General features: G+C 58.5%; 15 protein-coding genes. 2 read left to right on the top strand and 13 right to left on the bottom strand.

The window, feature by feature from the left end; translation table 11 throughout:
* From ugpE to Q0J81_RS03665, 4 genes are all read right to left on the bottom strand, one after another.
* The coding region (gene ugpE, locus Q0J81_RS03680) for a sn-glycerol-3-phosphate ABC transporter permease UgpE (protein ID WP_294446085.1) at positions 1-779 on the bottom strand (779 nt) is incomplete at its 3' end.
* A gap of 22 nt (positions 780-801) precedes the next feature.
* Positions 802-1,695 carry a sn-glycerol-3-phosphate ABC transporter permease UgpA gene (gene ugpA / locus Q0J81_RS03675; RefSeq protein ID WP_294446084.1) on the bottom strand — a complete coding sequence of 298 codons (894 nt, stop codon included), beginning with the start codon at positions 1,693-1,695 and terminating at the stop codon, positions 802-804.
* Between the two features lie 69 nt (positions 1,696-1,764).
* Positions 1,765-3,081 carry a sn-glycerol-3-phosphate ABC transporter substrate-binding protein UgpB gene (gene ugpB, locus Q0J81_RS03670; protein ID WP_294446083.1) on the bottom strand — a complete coding sequence of 439 codons (1,317 nt, stop codon included), beginning with the start codon at positions 3,079-3,081 and terminating at the stop codon, positions 1,765-1,767.
* Positions 3,082-3,215: 134 nt separating this feature from the next.
* Positions 3,216-4,064 (bottom strand): glycerophosphodiester phosphodiesterase family protein, encoded by an 849-nt coding sequence (locus tag Q0J81_RS03665; protein WP_294446082.1) that lies wholly within the window; start codon positions 4,062-4,064, stop codon positions 3,216-3,218.
* A gap of 435 nt (positions 4,065-4,499) precedes the next feature.
* On the opposite strand from Q0J81_RS03665, the gene Q0J81_RS03660 reads away from it, so the two are divergent.
* The gene (locus tag Q0J81_RS03660; protein WP_294446081.1) at positions 4,500-4,790 is read left to right on the top strand and encodes a hypothetical protein; all 291 of its coding nucleotides are present in this window, start codon (positions 4,500-4,502) and stop codon (positions 4,788-4,790) included.
* Between the two features lie 189 nt (positions 4,791-4,979).
* Here the strand turns inward: Q0J81_RS03660 and Q0J81_RS03655 are convergent, their stop codons facing one another.
* From Q0J81_RS03655 to Q0J81_RS03640, 4 genes are all read right to left on the bottom strand, one after another.
* Complete coding sequence (locus Q0J81_RS03655; protein WP_294446080.1) at positions 4,980-5,684, bottom strand: amino acid ABC transporter permease; 705 nt, start codon at positions 5,682-5,684, stop codon at positions 4,980-4,982.
* Positions 5,681-6,403, bottom strand: coding sequence for an amino acid ABC transporter permease (locus Q0J81_RS03650; protein WP_294446079.1), 723 nt, complete (start codon positions 6,401-6,403; stop codon positions 5,681-5,683). The genes Q0J81_RS03655 and Q0J81_RS03650 overlap by 4 nt, the downstream gene beginning before the upstream one ends.
* 54 nt (positions 6,404-6,457) lie before the next feature.
* Positions 6,458-7,279: a transporter substrate-binding domain-containing protein gene (locus tag Q0J81_RS03645; protein ID WP_294446078.1), complete on the bottom strand. Its 822-nt coding sequence runs from the start codon at positions 7,277-7,279 to the stop codon at positions 6,458-6,460.
* Between the two features lie 149 nt (positions 7,280-7,428).
* Positions 7,429-8,154: an amino acid ABC transporter ATP-binding protein gene (locus Q0J81_RS03640; RefSeq protein WP_294446077.1), complete on the bottom strand. Its 726-nt coding sequence runs from the start codon at positions 8,152-8,154 to the stop codon at positions 7,429-7,431.
* Positions 8,155-9,003: 849 nt separating this feature from the next.
* Here Q0J81_RS03640 and Q0J81_RS03635 point away from each other — a divergent pair.
* A complete protein-coding gene (locus Q0J81_RS03635) occupies positions 9,004-9,966 on the top strand; it encodes an alpha/beta hydrolase (RefSeq protein ID WP_294446076.1) in 963 nt (320 codons plus the stop codon).
* Positions 9,967-10,303: 337 nt separating this feature from the next.
* Here the strand turns inward: Q0J81_RS03635 and Q0J81_RS03630 are convergent, their stop codons facing one another.
* The 5 genes from Q0J81_RS03630 to Q0J81_RS03610 all read right to left on the bottom strand — a co-directional run bounded on the left by Q0J81_RS03630 (position 10,304) and on the right by Q0J81_RS03610 (position 16,139).
* Complete coding sequence (locus Q0J81_RS03630) at positions 10,304-11,611, bottom strand: malic enzyme-like NAD(P)-binding protein (RefSeq protein ID WP_294446075.1); 1,308 nt, start codon at positions 11,609-11,611, stop codon at positions 10,304-10,306.
* 32 nt (positions 11,612-11,643) lie between these two features.
* Entirely contained in the window at positions 11,644-13,047 is a 1,404-nt protein-coding gene (locus Q0J81_RS03625) for an MmgE/PrpD family protein (RefSeq protein WP_294446074.1), read from the bottom strand.
* 104 nt (positions 13,048-13,151) lie between these two features.
* Positions 13,152-14,177 (bottom strand): tripartite tricarboxylate transporter substrate-binding protein, encoded by a 1,026-nt coding sequence (locus Q0J81_RS03620; protein ID WP_294446073.1) that lies wholly within the window; start codon positions 14,175-14,177, stop codon positions 13,152-13,154.
* Positions 14,178-14,199: 22 nt separating this feature from the next.
* The gene (locus Q0J81_RS03615) at positions 14,200-14,652 is read right to left on the bottom strand and encodes a tripartite tricarboxylate transporter TctB family protein (RefSeq protein ID WP_294446072.1); all 453 of its coding nucleotides are present in this window, start codon (positions 14,650-14,652) and stop codon (positions 14,200-14,202) included.
* Positions 14,652-16,139, bottom strand: coding sequence for a tripartite tricarboxylate transporter permease (locus tag Q0J81_RS03610; RefSeq protein ID WP_294446071.1), 1,488 nt, complete (start codon positions 16,137-16,139; stop codon positions 14,652-14,654). Before Q0J81_RS03610 ends, Q0J81_RS03615 begins: the two co-directional genes overlap by 1 nt.
* Positions 16,140-16,508: the final 369 nt, after the last annotated feature.

Genomic DNA, 16,508 nt, shown 5'->3' with positions numbered 1-16,508 from the left:
GGCAGCATGCCGAGAAGCGCCACGGCCATGATGAGGTTCCATTCCGGCACGGCGTCGGGAATGTTCACCATGCGCTGTATGCCCATGACCACGGTATACATGCCTTCCTGATTGGTCACGAGCAGGGGCCAGAGGTACTGGTTCCAGCCGTAGATGAACAGCACCACGAAGAGGGCGGCGGTGTTCGTGCGGGAGAGCGGGAGCACCACGTCCACAAAGAAGCGCCAGGGTCCGGCGCCGTCGATGCGCGCGGCCTCAAGCAGTTCCTGCGGTATGGTCATGAACATCTGCCGGTACAGGAACGTGGCTGTGGCCGAGGCTATGAGCGGCAGTATGAGTCCGGCGTAGCTGTCGATGAAGTTCAGGTTTGCGGCCACCTGGAAGGTGGGCACTATGCGCACTTCCACGGGCATCATGAGCGTGATGAAGATGAGCACGAAGCACAGCTCGCGGCCGCGGAAGCGGAAGAACACGATGGCGTAGGCCGCAGTGATGGAAATGGCGATTTTGCCGAGGGCTATGCCGAGCGCCATGATGAGGCTGTTGCCCATCATGACCCACACGGGAATGCCGCCGGCGGCCTTGAGGCCCTGGGTGAGCACGGTGGTGAAGTTCTTGATGAGCTCCTGACCGAACCACAGCGGCGTGGTGCCTATGAGCACGTCGTAACTGTGGGATGTGGCCACGAGCGCCACGTACAGGGGAAAGAGAACGATGGCCGCGCCGAACAGGAGAACGGCGTGGCTGAGCGCTCTTCCGAGTCCTTTTTTTTCTACCATGACGAGTCTTCTCCTGTGGCGGCTAGTAGTTGACCTTGCGTTCGACGTAGCGGAACTGCAGGAAGGTCAGAATCATGACGATGAACATGAGCACCACGGACTGTGCGGAGGAACCGCCGAAGTCGAGCCCGATGAAGCCGTCGTTGAAGACCTTGTAGATGAGCGTTTCCGTGGCCCGGGAGGGGCCGCCCTGCGTGACCGCGTGCACGATGCCGAAGGTCTCGAACAGCGTGTAGATGGTGTTGACCACGAGCAGGAAGAAGGTCGTGGGCGAAAGCAGGGGGAAGATGATGTTGCGGAAGCGCTGCCAGGGGCTCGCGCCGTCGATGGCGGCGGCTTCTATGAGCGAGCGGGGAATGGCCTGAAGTCCGGCAAGGAAGAAGAGGAAGTTATAGGAAATCTGCTTCCATGAGGCAGATATGATGAGCAGCAGCAGGGCCTGATTGCCGTTGAGCTTGTGGTTCCAGGTGTAGCCCAGGCTGTCGAGCAGCGTGGAGAGCACACCTACGGAGGGGTTGAACAGAAAGAGCCAGAGCACGCCGGCAAGAGGCGGCGCGACGGCGTAGGGAATGATGAGCATCGACTTGTAGAGCGTGCCGCCGACGTGCACCTGATCGGCGACCACGGCCATGAGCAGGGAAACCGTCATGGTGAGCGTGATGGTGGCGATGCTGAAAATGAAGGTGAGATACAGCGTTTCAAGATAGCTGGGATCGGAGAAAAGGACTGCGAAGTTGTCCAGTCCGACGAACTCTCTGGAAAGGCCGAACGAGTCTTCCATATAGACCGACCCGAGCAGGGCCTCACCGGCGGGGTAGAAGAAGAACACCACCGTGATCACAAGCTGGGGCAGCAGGAAGAGGATGGGCAGCAGCAGATGCTTTTTGCCCCGGAACGCGTAGCGTTCATCCTGCATGAGAACTCCTTTGTCGGCTGCGGTTGAAAAAAGGGGAGAGGGCATCCTCTCCCCTTTCAGGTGAGCGTATCAGCTGTTGGCCCTTTCAAAGCGGCGCAGTTCCACGTTGCCGCGCTTCACGGCGGAGTCGAGGGCGTCCTTGGCGGTCTTCTTGCCGGACCAGACGGCTTCGAGTTCTTCGTCGATGATGTTGCGGATCTGGACGAAGTTGCCGAGGCGCAGGCCGAGGGTGTTGATGGTGGGCTTCTTGTCGGAGAGAGCCTTCACGGCCACGTCGGTGCCGGGGTTCTTTTCATAGAAGCCCTGCTGCTTGGTGAGCTCGTAACCGGCGAGGGTGACGGGCACGTAGCCGGTGGCCTGATGGAAGGCCGCCTGCACTTCGGGCTGCAGCACGTAGTTCAGGAAGGCGGCCACGCCGTTTTCGGAATCCTTGGAATGACCGGCCATGGCCCACACGGCGGCGCCGCCGATCACGGTGTTCTGGGGAGCGCCTTCCACGTCGGGCCAGTAAGGCAGAACCATGACGCCCCAGTTGAACTTGGCGCCGGCCTTCACGGCGGCGTAGGAACCGGAGGAGTTCATGAGAATGCCGGCTTCACCGGCAGTGAAGGTGTTGATGGCTTCGGACTTGCGGCCCACGTACACGGAAACGCCTTCCTTGTTGAGCTGGGAGAGGAAGTCGATGTGCTTGACCTGCAGGGGACCGTTGAACTGAAGTTCGGTGTCAAGGCCGTCGAAGCCGTTGTGGTTGGAGGCAAAGGGAACGTTGTGCCAGGCGGAGAAGCTTTCAAGCTGCACCCAGGACTGCCAGCCGCTCGTCATGCCGTACTTGCACGCGCCGGATTCCTTGATCTTGCGGGCGAGGTCCGCCACTTCGGGCCAGGTACGGGGGAAGTTTTCGGGGTCGCCGCCGGCCTTCTTCACGGCGTCCTTGTTGTAGTAGAGAACCGTGGTGGAGGCGTTGAAGGGCATGGCGATGAGCTTGCCGTCGCTCGTGGAGTAGTAGCTCGTCACGGAAGGCAGGAACTTGGACATGTCGAGGGGCGTGCCCGCGGCTTCCATGATTTCCCAGATGGGACGGATGGCACCCTTGGCGGCCATCATGCTGGCGGTGCCCACTTCGAAGATCTGAATGATGTTCGGATGCTGCTTGGCGCGGAAGGCGGCAATGGCGGCGGTCATGGCTTCGTCGTAGTTGCCCTTGTACACGCCCTTGACTTCGTACTTGTCCTGAGAAGCGTTGAAGTCCTTGATGATGTTGTCGGTGATCTCACCGAGTTCACCGCCCATGCCGTGCCAGAAGGTAATGGTGGTCTTGGCCTGCACGGGAGCAGCAAGAAGCATCAGAGAGACGGCCAGAAGGGCCACTGATCGGAGTGAACGCATAAGTTCTCCTGCCTTTGCGGACGTTTGTCCGGTTGGAGTCTCCGGGAAAATCCCGGATGGAACTATGTTTCACGCGCCGCCCCGGAGAAGAGGGGGAAGGTTCTTCCCCCCTCAGGGAGCGCGTTTGTGACGGTTCAGTCTCTGCCCAGAGCGACCCGGCACGCGGCCGGGAAGTCGGTGATGATGCCGCTCGCCCCGTCTTCCACCAGCTTTTTCGCCTCATCCATGTCGTTGACGGTCCACACGTTGACGGCAAAGCCTGCGTCGCGGAGCGCGGCAAGGTCGCCGGGCGCGAGAATCAGCCTGTCGGGGTGATAGGCATTCACGCCGAGGCTGCGGCACAGCTCGACAGGGTTTTCAGGACGGGTATTCTCCACGAGAGCGCCTGTGGCGATTTCGGGGCAGAGATCGTGACACTCCAGCAGATAGCGGTGCTGGAACGAGGAAATGATGACCTGCTCAACCATATCGAAGCGGCGGATCATCTCTAACACATCTTTTGTTACAGTATCATGACCGATGAGATGGGCGTGATTTTTTATTTCCACATTCACGGCCCAGTCGAAGCGCTTCGTGAGTTCGAGCGCCTGTTCCAGCGTGGGAATGCGCAGCCCCCTGAAGGAGGCGAGGGTTCCGGCGCTCAGTTCTCCGGCGGCCACGCGGCCGAACTGGTCGCGGCCTTCATACCAGGATCCGGCGTCCAGCCTGCCGAGTTCCTCCAGCGTGAAGTCGCATACGCGGTAGGAGGGGCGCCCGGGATACACCTCTTCCACGTTCGTGGTGCGCACGAGCGTATCGTCGTGCACGACCACGAGCTTGTAATCCCTGGTATAGTTGACGTCCAGCTCCCAGAGATCGGCCTTTACCTCGTAGCCGAGCGAGGCTGAGGTCAGCGTGTTTTCCGGAGCGTGCCCCCTTGCGCCGCGATGGGCGATGACCAGGGGCATGGGAGCGCGGGAATGGAGTTCAACGTTGTTTTTCATGGCATATGTCCTGTCCATGTAGGGTTTTCCGCGACGGAACGTCGCGGATTCAGGCGGAACGAACGTCGTTCTTTCTGAAAAGATGCTTGCGGAGCATCGCCGGAGCCGTGCCGTACGGCGGGTATCCCGAAAGGGCCCTTATCAGTAAAACACATTTCTGATACGGCATTTATAGTTCTCCTGTGTATCTTAAATCATCTGTTTTATCAAGCATGTTCCTTCATTCTCGTTGCTTCGTTTTTTTGTAACGTTCGTTTTCTTATTATCGTGAAAAAAGATACATGACAGAGGGAGCCTGTTTTGCAGAAAAAACGAAGAAGCGTGTGCGTATTCCGGCAATGCGGTCGGTCATTGCGTAGGGGAGAAGAAAATTTGCGCGGAAGCCTTTTCGTTGTTGCGCGCCTTCGCAGAAGGGGCGAGAGGGCGCTGCGTTTCATGGACATCATGCGTCCTTTTTCCGGCTATCGCCTGCACTCGTCGCCGCAGAAAGAAAAAGGAGAAGGGGAGACGTCTCATCTTTTAAAGTCCGGGACCGGAAAAAGGATGCGTGGTCAGGGAGGAACGAAAGGCGGGATGTTCCGGTCGAACGGAAGCTGTGCTTTTTCAGACAGCGCGGCAGCGGGGCTGAAAGCTCTGTCGCTCTACGCGAAGACGAGAGAAAGGAACGTTCCGAAAAAAGGTGTCGGAGACAAACGGCGTTTTGAAAAAATTCGATGGGCCGGGTAGCTCCGGCCGGGAGCCGGGGTGTCGTTTTTTCCGCGCTTGTGAAGCGGGAGAGACGCTTTACAGCGACGAGATGCAGGCGGGCAACGGTTACGGCTGAGCGCCTTTGCGCCGGGCAAAAGGAAAAGGCTCGCCGGCAAAACCGGTCGGGCCCTTTCAAGGAGGGAATGTGCTGCAGAAGAGCGCTTCGCGCTAGGCGGCGTCGCCGATGTTGCGCGCAGCCCGGGAGCGGCGACGCTTCTGGATGTTGCGGACAACGCACGAGAGCGTGAAGTTGATGGCAAAGTAGATGAGCGCCGCGAAACCGAAAATGACGGCGACCTGGGCGATGCCCACGGTCTGGCCGGTGTAGCGCGGCAGCAGGGCGAGGGCGTTGCGGGACCGGAACATGAGTTCGGCCACGGCCACCATGGAAAGGAACGAGGTGTCCTTGACCACGGTGATCACCTGACTGAGCAGCGTGGGAACGATGTTCTGGAAGCACTGCGGCAGGATGATGTAGATAAGGGTCTGCACGAAGTTGAAGCCCTGGGAGGCCGCGGCCTCGAACTGTCCTCTGGGAATGGAGTTCAGACCGCCGCGGATGATTTCCGCAATGGTGGCCGAAGTGAACAGCACGAACGCGAAGGTGCAGCGCAGAAAGGCCGTGGGCAGAGGCGCGTACACGTAGCAGATGAGCACCCACATGAGGTTGGGGGTGTTGCGGAAAATTTCGATGTAGATGCCTGCGAGTCTGCCGAGGATGAACTTGTCGTAGCTGCGCAGGAGCGCCAGAATGAGCCCGAAGAAGATGCTGCATATCACGATGACGACGGAAAGCTCGATGACGAGCCAGGCGCCGCCCAGAAGGTAGGTGAGTATCTCGGGCGTGAAGGTGCGGGTGATGACCTCTATCACGACAGTTCTTCCTCTATTTTTTTCAGTTCCTGTCCGGCGCGGCTGTCCTTTCTCTTCAGGCGTTCTTCATAGCGGCGTCCCCAGGTGGAAAGGGGGAAGCACAGCAGAAAGTACAGAACGCCGCACACGAGGAAGGGCGGGCCGTAGATGCTGGCTCCGCTGGTGGCCCAGTCGTTGGTCCGGTTCATGAGATCCGTGCCGCCTATGAGGGCGATGACGGAGGTGTTCTTGATGAGGTTCACCATCTGGTTGACCAGCGGGGGCAGGATGATCTTCACCGTCTGGGGCAGGATGACCCAGCGCATGGTCTGCACGTAGGTGAAGCCCTGAGAAGCCGCCGCTTCCGCCTGACCGCGCGGAATGGACTGGATGCCTGCGCGCACCACTTCGGCAATGTAGGCGCCGTGATAGATGCCCACGGCGAAGATGCCCACGGAAATCTGGCCCATCATGACCCCGATGTAGGGAAGGGCGAGATAGAACACATAGGCCTGAAGGACCAGCGGCGTATTCTGTATGGCTTCCACATAGGCACGGGCGATGCTTCTGGGCACGGCGAAATGCGAGGTGGACATGACGCCGAACACCACGCCGAGCGCCAGCGCGAGGGCCAGCGCGGCGATGGAGACCATGACGGTCACACCGAAGGCCTGCAGAAACAGGGTCCAGTCGGCCAGAAACACCATCCAGCATGCGGGTGACAGTATTTGTTCAATCACGTTTCAAACCTGTTTTCTGCGGCGCGGCCGAAGCCGCGCCGCCCTGAAGGAATGTTATTTCTTGAAGGAAGGCGTGACGCCGTTCTTGGCAATGATCTTGTCTATGGTGCCGTCCTTGAGCCAGGCGGAAATGTTTTCTTCCACGAAGCCGGCAAGCCCCTTGTTGGAAAGCTTGGTGGCCACGCCGTAGTCCTGCGGGGCGAAGCGCACGGTGGTCAGAATTTCGGTGCTCGGGTCAAGGTAGCCGGAAAGAATGGAGCCGTCCACGCAGAAGGCCTGAACCTGACCGGCGTCGAGGGCGGCCTTGATGGAAGGATAGTCGGGGAAGGTCTGGATGTTGGCGGTGTCGGTCAGGGTGACGCCGTTTTCGGCGGCAGCCTTGATGAGGGCGTCCTTGGAGGTGGAGCCTTCAGCCACGCCGATGCGCTTGTTCACAAGGTCGGCGTAACCGGAAATGCCGGAGTTCTTCTTCACCAGAAGGGAGACGGCGTCGGTGTAGTAGGGGGTGGAGAAGTTCCAGATGTTCTTGCGTTCGGCCGTGATGGTGAAGGTGGCGAGCACCATGTCGATGTCGCCGGTGTCGAGAAGCTGGCCGCGGGTCTTGGCGGTCACGGCCGTGAAGGAAACCTTGTCGGCCTTGAGGCCCATGGCTTCGGCAAGCTTCTTGGCCAGATCCACTTCCATGCCGGCGTAGTTGCCGGAAAGATCCTGCATGCTGAAGCCCGGAACGTCGGACTTGACGCCCACGTGCAGCTCGCCGCGCTTGACGATGGCCTGGACATCGTCCGGCAGAGTTGCGGCCGAAGCGCTCGTGGCAAAGCTCAGAGCGGCAAGGGCGGAGAGAAGAAGGACTCCCATGCGGTGAAGTTTTTTCATTGTGATGCCTCCTGGTGTGCCGGCTGGCATTAGGGGTTCTGCCTTGCGCGGGGGGAACGCGAGGCACATGACAAAAGCCGGAAAATCCGGCGGACGGACGAAAAAAAGGCGTGCAGGAGGAACCCGCAGCTTTGCAGGCGTGAGAGTGTCTAGTGAAGAATCTTGCCCAGGAACTGCTTGGTGCGTTCGTGGGTGGGGTTCACGAAGAAGTGTTCGGGAGTTCCTTCCTCCAGAATGGTGCCGTCCTCCATGAAGATGACGCGGTCGGCCACTTCGCGGGCAAAGCCCATTTCGTGGGTCACGATGACCATGGTGATGTTCTTTTCGCCGGCCAGCTTCACCATGACGTTCAGCACTTCCTGCACGGTTTCGGGGTCGAGGGCGGAGGTGGGCTCGTCGAAGAGTATGATCTTGGTCTGACTGCACAGGGCGCGGGCGATGGCCACGCGCTGCTGCTGGCCGCCGGAAAGGGTGGCGGGGTAGGCGTTGGCCTTTTCTTCAAGACCCACCACAGAAAGATAGTGGCGCGCGAGCTCCTGCGCTTCCTTCCTGCTCTTGCCGAACAGCTTGATGGGCGCGAGCGTGAGATTTCCCATCACGGTGAGGTGAGGGTACAGGTTGAACTGCTGAAACACCATGGAGGACGTGCTTCTCACAAGCGAGATGCGGTTCTGCCTGGTAAGTTCGGTGTTGTCTATGTAGACATGGCCGGACGTGGGCGTTTCCAGACCGTTCATGCAGCGCACGGTGGTGGATTTGCCGGAACCGGAAGGCCCGATGATGACGAGCTTTTCTCCTTCCTTCACGTCCAGATTGACGCCTTTGAGTACCTCGTGTGAACCAAAGGACTTATGAATGTCGGAAAGCCTGATCACGTTTTTTCTCCTGCAGGCGGGCAAAGCCTTCAGCCTGCTGTTTTTTCCTGTGTTTTTCCGGCGTTCCCGGAAACTATATTTTACAATAATGTAAAATACCAGAGTGAGCAATTTTTGTCAATATTGTTAATGTTTTTCGTATTTCTTGTAATTTATGAAATAAATACGATGATTACGTTGCAATGATCTGTCATTTCATGACCTGGTTTCTTTTGTTTTTCTTCCGTTGCATACGGCTTTGACATCACAACAGAGGAGGAAGCCGTTTTCCCCGAGAGCTGATTTTGTAAAATATTGGAAGTTATTCTTTATAGTTAATGAATAATTTGTAAAAATGACGACCAGTGAAGGTGTCCGAAACTGCAGAGGACGAAGGCTGTTCAGAAGCTCAATGACAGTGAAGGGATGCCGGAGACCGGGCCGTCTCGTCAGAAGTGCCGCTGCTCCTGCCTGGGTGTTCCGAGTGGTCGGCAGTCAGGCGCACTCTTCTGTCGTCAGAGGGGAGGGCGGCCGCCGGCTGACGCTCCGGGCGGATCGGAAGGGGGGAAATGACGAGTTCGGGAGAGGGGCAGGAAAAGCCTTGCGGGAATGGGAGGATAAGGGGCGGAAACGTTCCTCGGGCGAAGAGCGCGGTATGGCGGGAACGAAGAAACGGGGAACGCGGAGAGTGAGGTCGTGGACGGAGCGTGCCGCGTCACTTGCGGCGGAACATGAAAAGGATGGTACAAAATTGATTTATGTCCGCTACTTGACAAAAATGTCCGCTCAGGCCTGTATAAGAAGCAGGCCGGTGTTTTTGCAGAATTGTCATTCTGTTTCCTCGTTCACCTCAAGCCAAGGAGTGTTCCCGTGCTTCTCCGTCTGTTTGCCTGCGCCGCCCTGGCGCTGCAGCTCGCCTTTTCCACTGTTTCCGTGTTTTCGCCCGCAATTGCCGCCGAGCAGAGCGTCCGCGCCTACGACTATGCCGTGCTTCCTCTGGAGCGCAACGGATACAAGCTTCACTTCGACTGCATGAAGCGTGCGGGCACGACGCCGAAGAAGAACATTCTGCTTGTGCACGGTCTGACATACTCTTCCCATGAGTTCGACGTGAACTACGGCGACTACAGTCTGGTTCGCTTCCTGGCCGATCAGGGCTATGCGGTGTGGCGTCTGGATGTAGCGGGCTATGGCCAGTCTCAGGCCGTGGAAGACGGCTTCATGCCCAATTCCGACTATGCCGCCGAAGACGTGGCCGCTGCGGCTGCGGCCGTGGTGAAGGCGAGCGGGCAGAAGCAGATCGACGTGCTCGGCTGGAGCTGGGGCACGGTGACGAGCAGCCGTTTTGTGGCGAAGCATCCCGACATGGTGCGCCGTCTTGTTCTGTACGCTCCCATTCTGGGCGGTCTCGGCGCGGGCAACGTCACCTCTCCCTTCAACAATAATACCTGGGTGCACGCGGCCGGCGACTTTCAGATGACCGACAAGGGCGACATCGACTACAGCATCGTGGAACCTGCCGTAGTGGCGGAATTTCAGTCCAACTGCTGGCGCTACGACGGCAGCTCCAGCCCCAACGGCGGCCGCCGCGATCTCGTCTCCTCGCCTTCCAACCTTCTCATTTTCCCCGAACAGCTCAAGGTTCCCACCTTCGTCATAGCCGGCGACAAGGATCCCTACATCAACAAGGATCTGTTCCATGCTCTTGAACCCAAGCTGCCCGCCGGCTCCAGGGTTGTGGAAATCAAGGGTGCGGCTCATGCCATGATGATGGAAAAGCCCTTCTACAAGGATTTCCGCAACAAGGTCATGGAATTCCTCAACGAAAAGTAGCGGCACGAGCCTGCCGGTCCGCAGAGCCGGCAGGCCGTGCGACATAAAAAAGCCCCGACGAACGCCGGGGCTTTTTTATGCGCCGCATAGGGGACTGTCTGAATGCGGGCAACGTGCGTCTGGCCATGCGCAGCGCGCTGGAGGCGGCCTTTGCTCTGTGAGGCGCGTCGTCGAAGCTGCGGTTGCAGGAATCGACCGAAGCCGGAGCAGCGCCGGAAAAGGACGCGGAGCTTTTCTCCGTGCCGGTAAGCGTGCGGCAACAGAAACGGGAGGCGTGTCCGGAGCGCCTCCCGTTTCATGCATGGGGAATGTCGTTCTGCTGCCGCTGAAGGCGGATTTATTGCAGATTCATCATGGCGTGCACGCGCTGCTGAACGTCATGAATGCGTTTTTTGAGCGCGGCCTTGTAGATCTCGGGCTCATGCACGGTTCGGGCGGCAACGCCGCTTTCCATGGCGGCTTTTGCCACGGCAGGGGCTATCCGTTCCATGAGCCGGGGGTCGAAGGGCTTGGGAAGAAGGTATTCCTTGCCGAAGGAAAAGTGCCGGCCTCCGTATGCTGCGGTCACCTCTTCCGGAACTGACTCCCGGGCGAGCATGGCTATGGCATGGGCGGCGGCAAGTTCCATGGACGTGGTGATGGAGCTTGCCTGTATGTCGAGCACGCCGCGCATGAGAAAGGGAAAGGCGGACACGTTGTTTATCTGATTGGGCAGATCGGAGCGACCGGTTCCCATGATGGCGTCCGGTCGCGCGGTCATTGCTTCCTCGGCGCTTACTTCCGGTTCAGGATTGGCACAGGCAAAAATCACGGGAGAGGGAGCCATGGTTTTCAGCATGTCTCCGGTGACGATGTTGCCCGTAGCCATGCCGAGAAAAACGTCGGCTCCGTTCAGGGCTTCGGGAAGCGACATGTCGCCTGGCTGCGCAAAGGCCGCCTTGTAGGGGTTCAGATCTTCTCTTCCCGCGTGCACGCAGCCCTTCGAGTCGAACATCCGCATGTTGCTTTTGCGTATGCCGAGTCCGGAAAAGAGTCTGGCGCAGGCAATGCCTGCGGCTCCGGCCCCCGCAATGACCACGACGGTTTCCTCCGGTTTTCTGCCGGTAAGATGCAGGGCGTTGATGAGCGCCGCTCCCGTGACGATGGCCGTCCCGTGCTGATCGTCGTGATAGACGGGAATGTTCATGCGGGATCTGAGCGTTTCCTCGATGTAGAAGCACTCGGGCGCCTTGATGTCCTCGAGATGGATGCCGCCGAAGGTGGGGGCAAGCGCCGTTACGGTTTCTATGAACTTGTCGGGATCTCTGATGTCGAGCTCGAGGTCGTAGACGTTGATGTCGGCAAAGAACTTGTAGAGCATGCTCTTGCCTTCCATGACCGGCTTGCCCGCCAGCGGCCCGATGTTCCCGAGACCGAGGATGGCGCTTCCGTTGGTGATCATGGCCAGAAGATTGCTGCGGCCGGTATAGTCCGAAGCATGGTCGGGGTGGTCGAGAATGTCTTTGCAGGCGCAGGCGACGCCCGGGGTATAGGCCAGGGAAAGAGACTGCTGAGAAAAGCACGGCTTGGTAGGGAATACTTCCAGCTTTCCCGGAACGGGCATGCGGTGGTAGGCAAGCGCTTTTTCCGCCAGAGAGGGAGACATGGTTCATCCTCCAGTACTGTTGAGGAAAGAGCTCAGAGAGCGAGCAGGTCGGTTATGCAGGAAAGATTGTCCAGTTCGTCCAGATGCTTCAGCGCCCGGTAGAGCGCTTCTCCCTTTTCCGATGCAACATGAGCGGAGAACGCCAGGTTGCGCATGAATTTTTCCTTCTTCTCCTCTTCGGTGAGCGGCGGGCCTATGAGCTCGTGCCCGCGGGGAAAGCGGGATGCGGCCTGCAGATGTTTTCCGTCTCTGGTTTCCACGTCGAGAAAGGAGGAAAGCTTGGGATCGCCGTCGTGAAGGGGCCATCCTTCCGAGGTTATGCGGATGCGCTTTGTGAGCTCCATGACGTCGGGTGAGGTGATGAAGGGAAGCGTGTAGTGTTCCAGAAGGCAGTCGCCGCGCAAAAGCGCGTTCGCCACGGCATACTGGAGGGAAAATATGGCGTCGGCATGGGGATTTGCCCGCAGGGCAAAGGGTCTGCCCACAAGATGGGCGCACGTCCAGGGCGAAACATGAATGGTGACGGACTCCACGTTGTCGGCGGTCAGCCCCTCGTGAAGAAGCTCCAGTGTGCACTCTATGGAGGAGTGCGTGGCCCGGCAGCAGGGGTAGCGCTTGAACGACACGCTGGTATGGAAGACGGTTCCCAGCCCTTCAAGAAACGTGTGCCCGTCGAAGCCGGAGGAAAAGACGCTCAGAAGCGTTTTGCCTTCGGCCACGGGGTCGTCGACGCCCTGAATGCCCTGGCGTGCCAGCTCTGCGGCGGTAATTCCCGTCATGGCGGAAAATCCCTGTCCGAGATTGAACTGCGTGCCCTGCCTGACGCCTCCCACCTGATGAGCGGCGATGAACAGGGCATGCCCGAACTGTTCGGACGTCAGTCCCAGCAGCTTGCCTGCGGTCACCGTCGCGCCGAGCGTGTTGACGGTTCCCCGGCAGTCCAGCGGCGCCGTGAAGCTCAGACTTGCGGCAAGGCGCCCCGCAAAGTCTTCGCCCGTGACGAGCGCAACAAGCACCTCCTTTCCGCTGGCTCCGGTTTTTTCTCCTACGGCGAGAGCCGCGGGAACCAGCGTTTCGCTGATGTGCACGGGCGGCTTTTTCTGGGACAGGGCCGAGGAACCGCCGACGCCGAAATCAAAGGCCCGTGCGGCCACGGCATTGGCAAAGGCCGCGCTGCGGGCGGGTACTTTCCGAGGGCTGCCCGGCATGGAGCTTTCGGGCGTTCCGCCCCATGATGCGGCGAGATTGCGGATGACTTCAGAAGACGGGTCCGCGTGTCCGCTGAGCATGCAGCCCAGAATGTCGATGACGATGTCCTTGGCGCGTTCCACGCTGAGGGGCGGAATGCTGTCGAATGAGCTGCAACTGAAGTGGTCGGTAACGGTTCGGAAGGCGTCGCATGGCATCATGCCCGCGTTGACAGACTGGAGATTCATGGTGTTCCCCATGGGGTTGAGGGAAAAAACAGCCCCTGCTCCGTACCGGAAAAGTCCGGTACGGAGTTTGTTTTTGGGCGGATTGTACGGGGAGGAAAAAGACGCTACTTGAGAGGACAGTAGGTGTTGAGGAGAGTTTCGATGGAATTGATGTCGAGGGAGAAACAGTCGGCAATGAATTTGTCCAGGTCCTGACCGAGCAGGAAACCGGGGCCGGTGCGGTTGATCTTGCTGACGGCCTCACGGAAGGCCGGGAGCTGTTCGATGCGGGCAAAGGCTTCACGGACATACTTCACGCGTTCGGGATCCACGCCTTCACGCATGGCGGCCATGCGCACGGACGTGCTCATGAAGGACATCTCGTCGAAGATCTTGCGCTGTTCCGGGGTCATGTCGACAAATTCCGTCAGGACCGGCATGTCGGGTTCTGCCGGATCGCGCTTGTCCAGCATGAGGAACCAGGGCTGGGGAACGATGCCCTGACTGGCCTGCTGCATGGCCAGCGTAAGGGGCGTGACCACAAGGTCGAGCTCTCCCTTGCCGACGGCAAGAATGGCTTCGGCCATGCTCTGATAGCCGGTGACGATGGTTCCCTGAAGATTAAGAACGGACAGGAGGGCAAGAGAGCTGAACACGCCAGAGGAGTTCCGTGACATGCCGCCGAGACGCAGCTTTTTGGCTTTTTTGAGATCATCGAGGGTCTTGAACTTTTCGTTGACCACCACGGCCCAGGGCTCGATATAGCATCCGGCGATGTAGTTCAGCTTCGTGGAATCGTAGCGGCTGGCGGGGTTCTTGGTGAGATACGACATGAGATAGCAGTCGCCGAACATCTGCATGAACATGGTGAGACCGTCCGCCTTGGCGGAGTTCGTCACATAGTTCAGCCCCACGATGCCGCTCGCGCCGGACATGTTCTTGATGAGCATCTCGCCGCCCGTCACGTCGTTCCAGAACTTGGCGATCAGACGGCCGCCTATGTCGGAACCGCCGCCGGGCTTGGAGCCCACCACAAGCGTTATCTTGTTTTTCTTGTAGAATTCCGCAGGACTTTCCGCAGCGGCCAGTGAGGACGTTGCCATGGCGAGGACGCAGGCGAAGGCCAGAGCGACTGAAAGAAGTTTTTTCATGAGTCTCTCCCTGTTATGGTTTTCAGGCACCCTGAATGAGATTCCAGAGCAGCCCCTGTTCCAGATCCAGCTTCAGAAGAACGTTGAAAAGCAGATAGATGAAGGCGGGCGCGCACAGCGAGCAGAGAAGAGTTTCCTTCAGGCTGCCGCCGTTCAGTCGGACATAAAGGGCCACGAAGAGGAAGGGCGCCAGATAGAATCCGAGCAGACGGCATCCTATGGCCAGACCGACCAGGGGCAGCAGCCACAGAAACATGGTGTTGGATCTGCCCGGTGCCGGTTTAGTCTGTTCCGTTTTTTTCCTGCACAGCTCGCGGATGATGCCGAGAACGGCAAGGGCGGCCATGAAGGTGTTGACGACCTGGGGAAGTATTCGGCTGTTCATGAGCTGCAGCTGGGAAGTCAGATAGAATATCCAGCCGGAGACGAGCAGAATGACGGCATAGGAAATAATGTTGACGGTTCTCTTGTCCATTAGGCAGTCCTTTTCTGACGGAGTTTTTTGCTGACGAAAGGCGCAACCAGGAAGATCATGGTGCAGATGAGGATGACGATGGGGCCGGGATTCATGAAGAACGTCCAGCCGTTGGCCTGAAGACTGATGAAGAGATAGGTTTCAAACAGGTCTCCGAGAATGAAGCCGAGAAGCATGCTGCCGGTGTTGAAGTTGAAGCGGTTCAGCAGCAGTCCGAGGCAGGAGAAGAAAAGGAGAATGTAGACGTCGGCCATGAGTCCCCGGGTGGCGTAGGCGCCGAGAACGATGATGACGAGAACCAGCGGAACAAGAATTCGCCCGGGAATGAGAGAGATGCGCGCAAGATAGGAGACGACGGGCAGGCAGCATATAAAGCCGATGACGTTGGCCGTGGCCAGAGTGCCGAAGACGCAGATGGTCAGATCGAGGTGATCGGTGAACATGCTGGGGCCGGGCATGATGCCGAGAAGAACCAGCGCGCCGAGGCCCACCGCGCCCGTGGCGCTGCCGGGAATGCCGAGCGCGAGGGTCGTCAGCCAGGAACCGGATTCCTTGGCGTTGTTGCAGCTTTCCGGGGCGATGACGCCCTGAACGTCGCCGGTGCCGAAGTCGTCGGGATTGGCTGCCGAGCTCTTGGCGTGACCGTAGGCCACGAACACGGCGGCCTGAGCGCCGACGCCGGGCATGACGCCGAAGAAATAGCCGATGACGGAACATTTCAGGCAGAGCCACTTGTAGCGCAGAACGTCCTTCACGCCTTCAAACGTGTCGCGGATGCTGACCTTGGCCTTGCTGTTGCTTATGGTGCCGCTGCCGCCCTTCATGGCCAGCGCGATGAGCGGCGGCACGGCAAAGAGTCCGAGCGTCACGGGGATGATGGAAAAGCCGTCGAAGAGGAACGGATTGTCGAAGGTGAAGCGGATTTCGCCAGATACGGACACGAGGCCGACGCAGGAAAGCAGAATGCCGAGACAGCCGCTGATGAGGCTCTTTATTTTTTCTCCCTTCCCGAGAAGACAGATGAAGGACAGACCGGCAAGAATGATGAAGACCATTTCCTTGGAAGTGACCAGCATGACCAGCGGCATGATGATGAACATCATGCCCATGGCCATGAACACGGCGAGGACGCCGCCCACGAGACTGCTCGTGAGCGCGGCGCCTATGGCCCGCGCGCCCTGTCCTTTCTGTGTCATGGGATAGCCGTCGAAGGTGGTTACGATGTTGGCCGCCTCTCCCGGAACGCCGAGAAGAACTGCGGTGATGGAACCGCCCGTAAAGCCCGTGGCGCTGAGGGCGGCGAGAAACGGCATGGCCTCCATCGGGTCCATCTTGAACACGAAGGGAAGACAGAGCGCCATGCCGATAAGGCTTCCCAGACCGGGAATGATGCCGAGCACCAGGCCCAGTACGGCTCCGAACGTTGTCCAGAAAAGCACCGAGGGAGTCAGACATAGTCCGAGCCCTGATAAGAGATTTTCCAACATCGGCCAAGACCTCCTTGAATGAAAATGCAGGGGATGGGAGAAAGGAAACACTGAGCAATGGACAGGAGTTAAAAGTGGTAAAGCAAAAAATATGCCATTTTGTAATATGCTGTTTTTTATGATGAAAAATGAAATGCGGCGTTTTGAGACCTGAAAATGCCGTGAAAAGTACGGATATTCGTAGTTTTTCTCGTTATTTTGTACCAAATTTCATCTCTGTTCAATGTCGTTTTTAGTTGAACGGAAAACTAACGGACAAAGGCGTGGATTTGGCGTGTCGCTGTGAAACCGGAGAGTGGAAATACTGTTGAAAAAAGAAATTTCTGTGGCGGAAGATTCAGAAAAGACGAATGGCCGTCGAAAAAAAAT

Source organism: uncultured Mailhella sp., assembly GCF_944324575.1.
Taxonomy (GTDB): Bacteria; Desulfobacterota; Desulfovibrionia; order Desulfovibrionales; family Desulfovibrionaceae; genus Mailhella.
The sequence above is the reverse complement of the archived record's forward strand: the minus strand, read 5'-3'. Positions and strand labels throughout refer to the sequence as shown.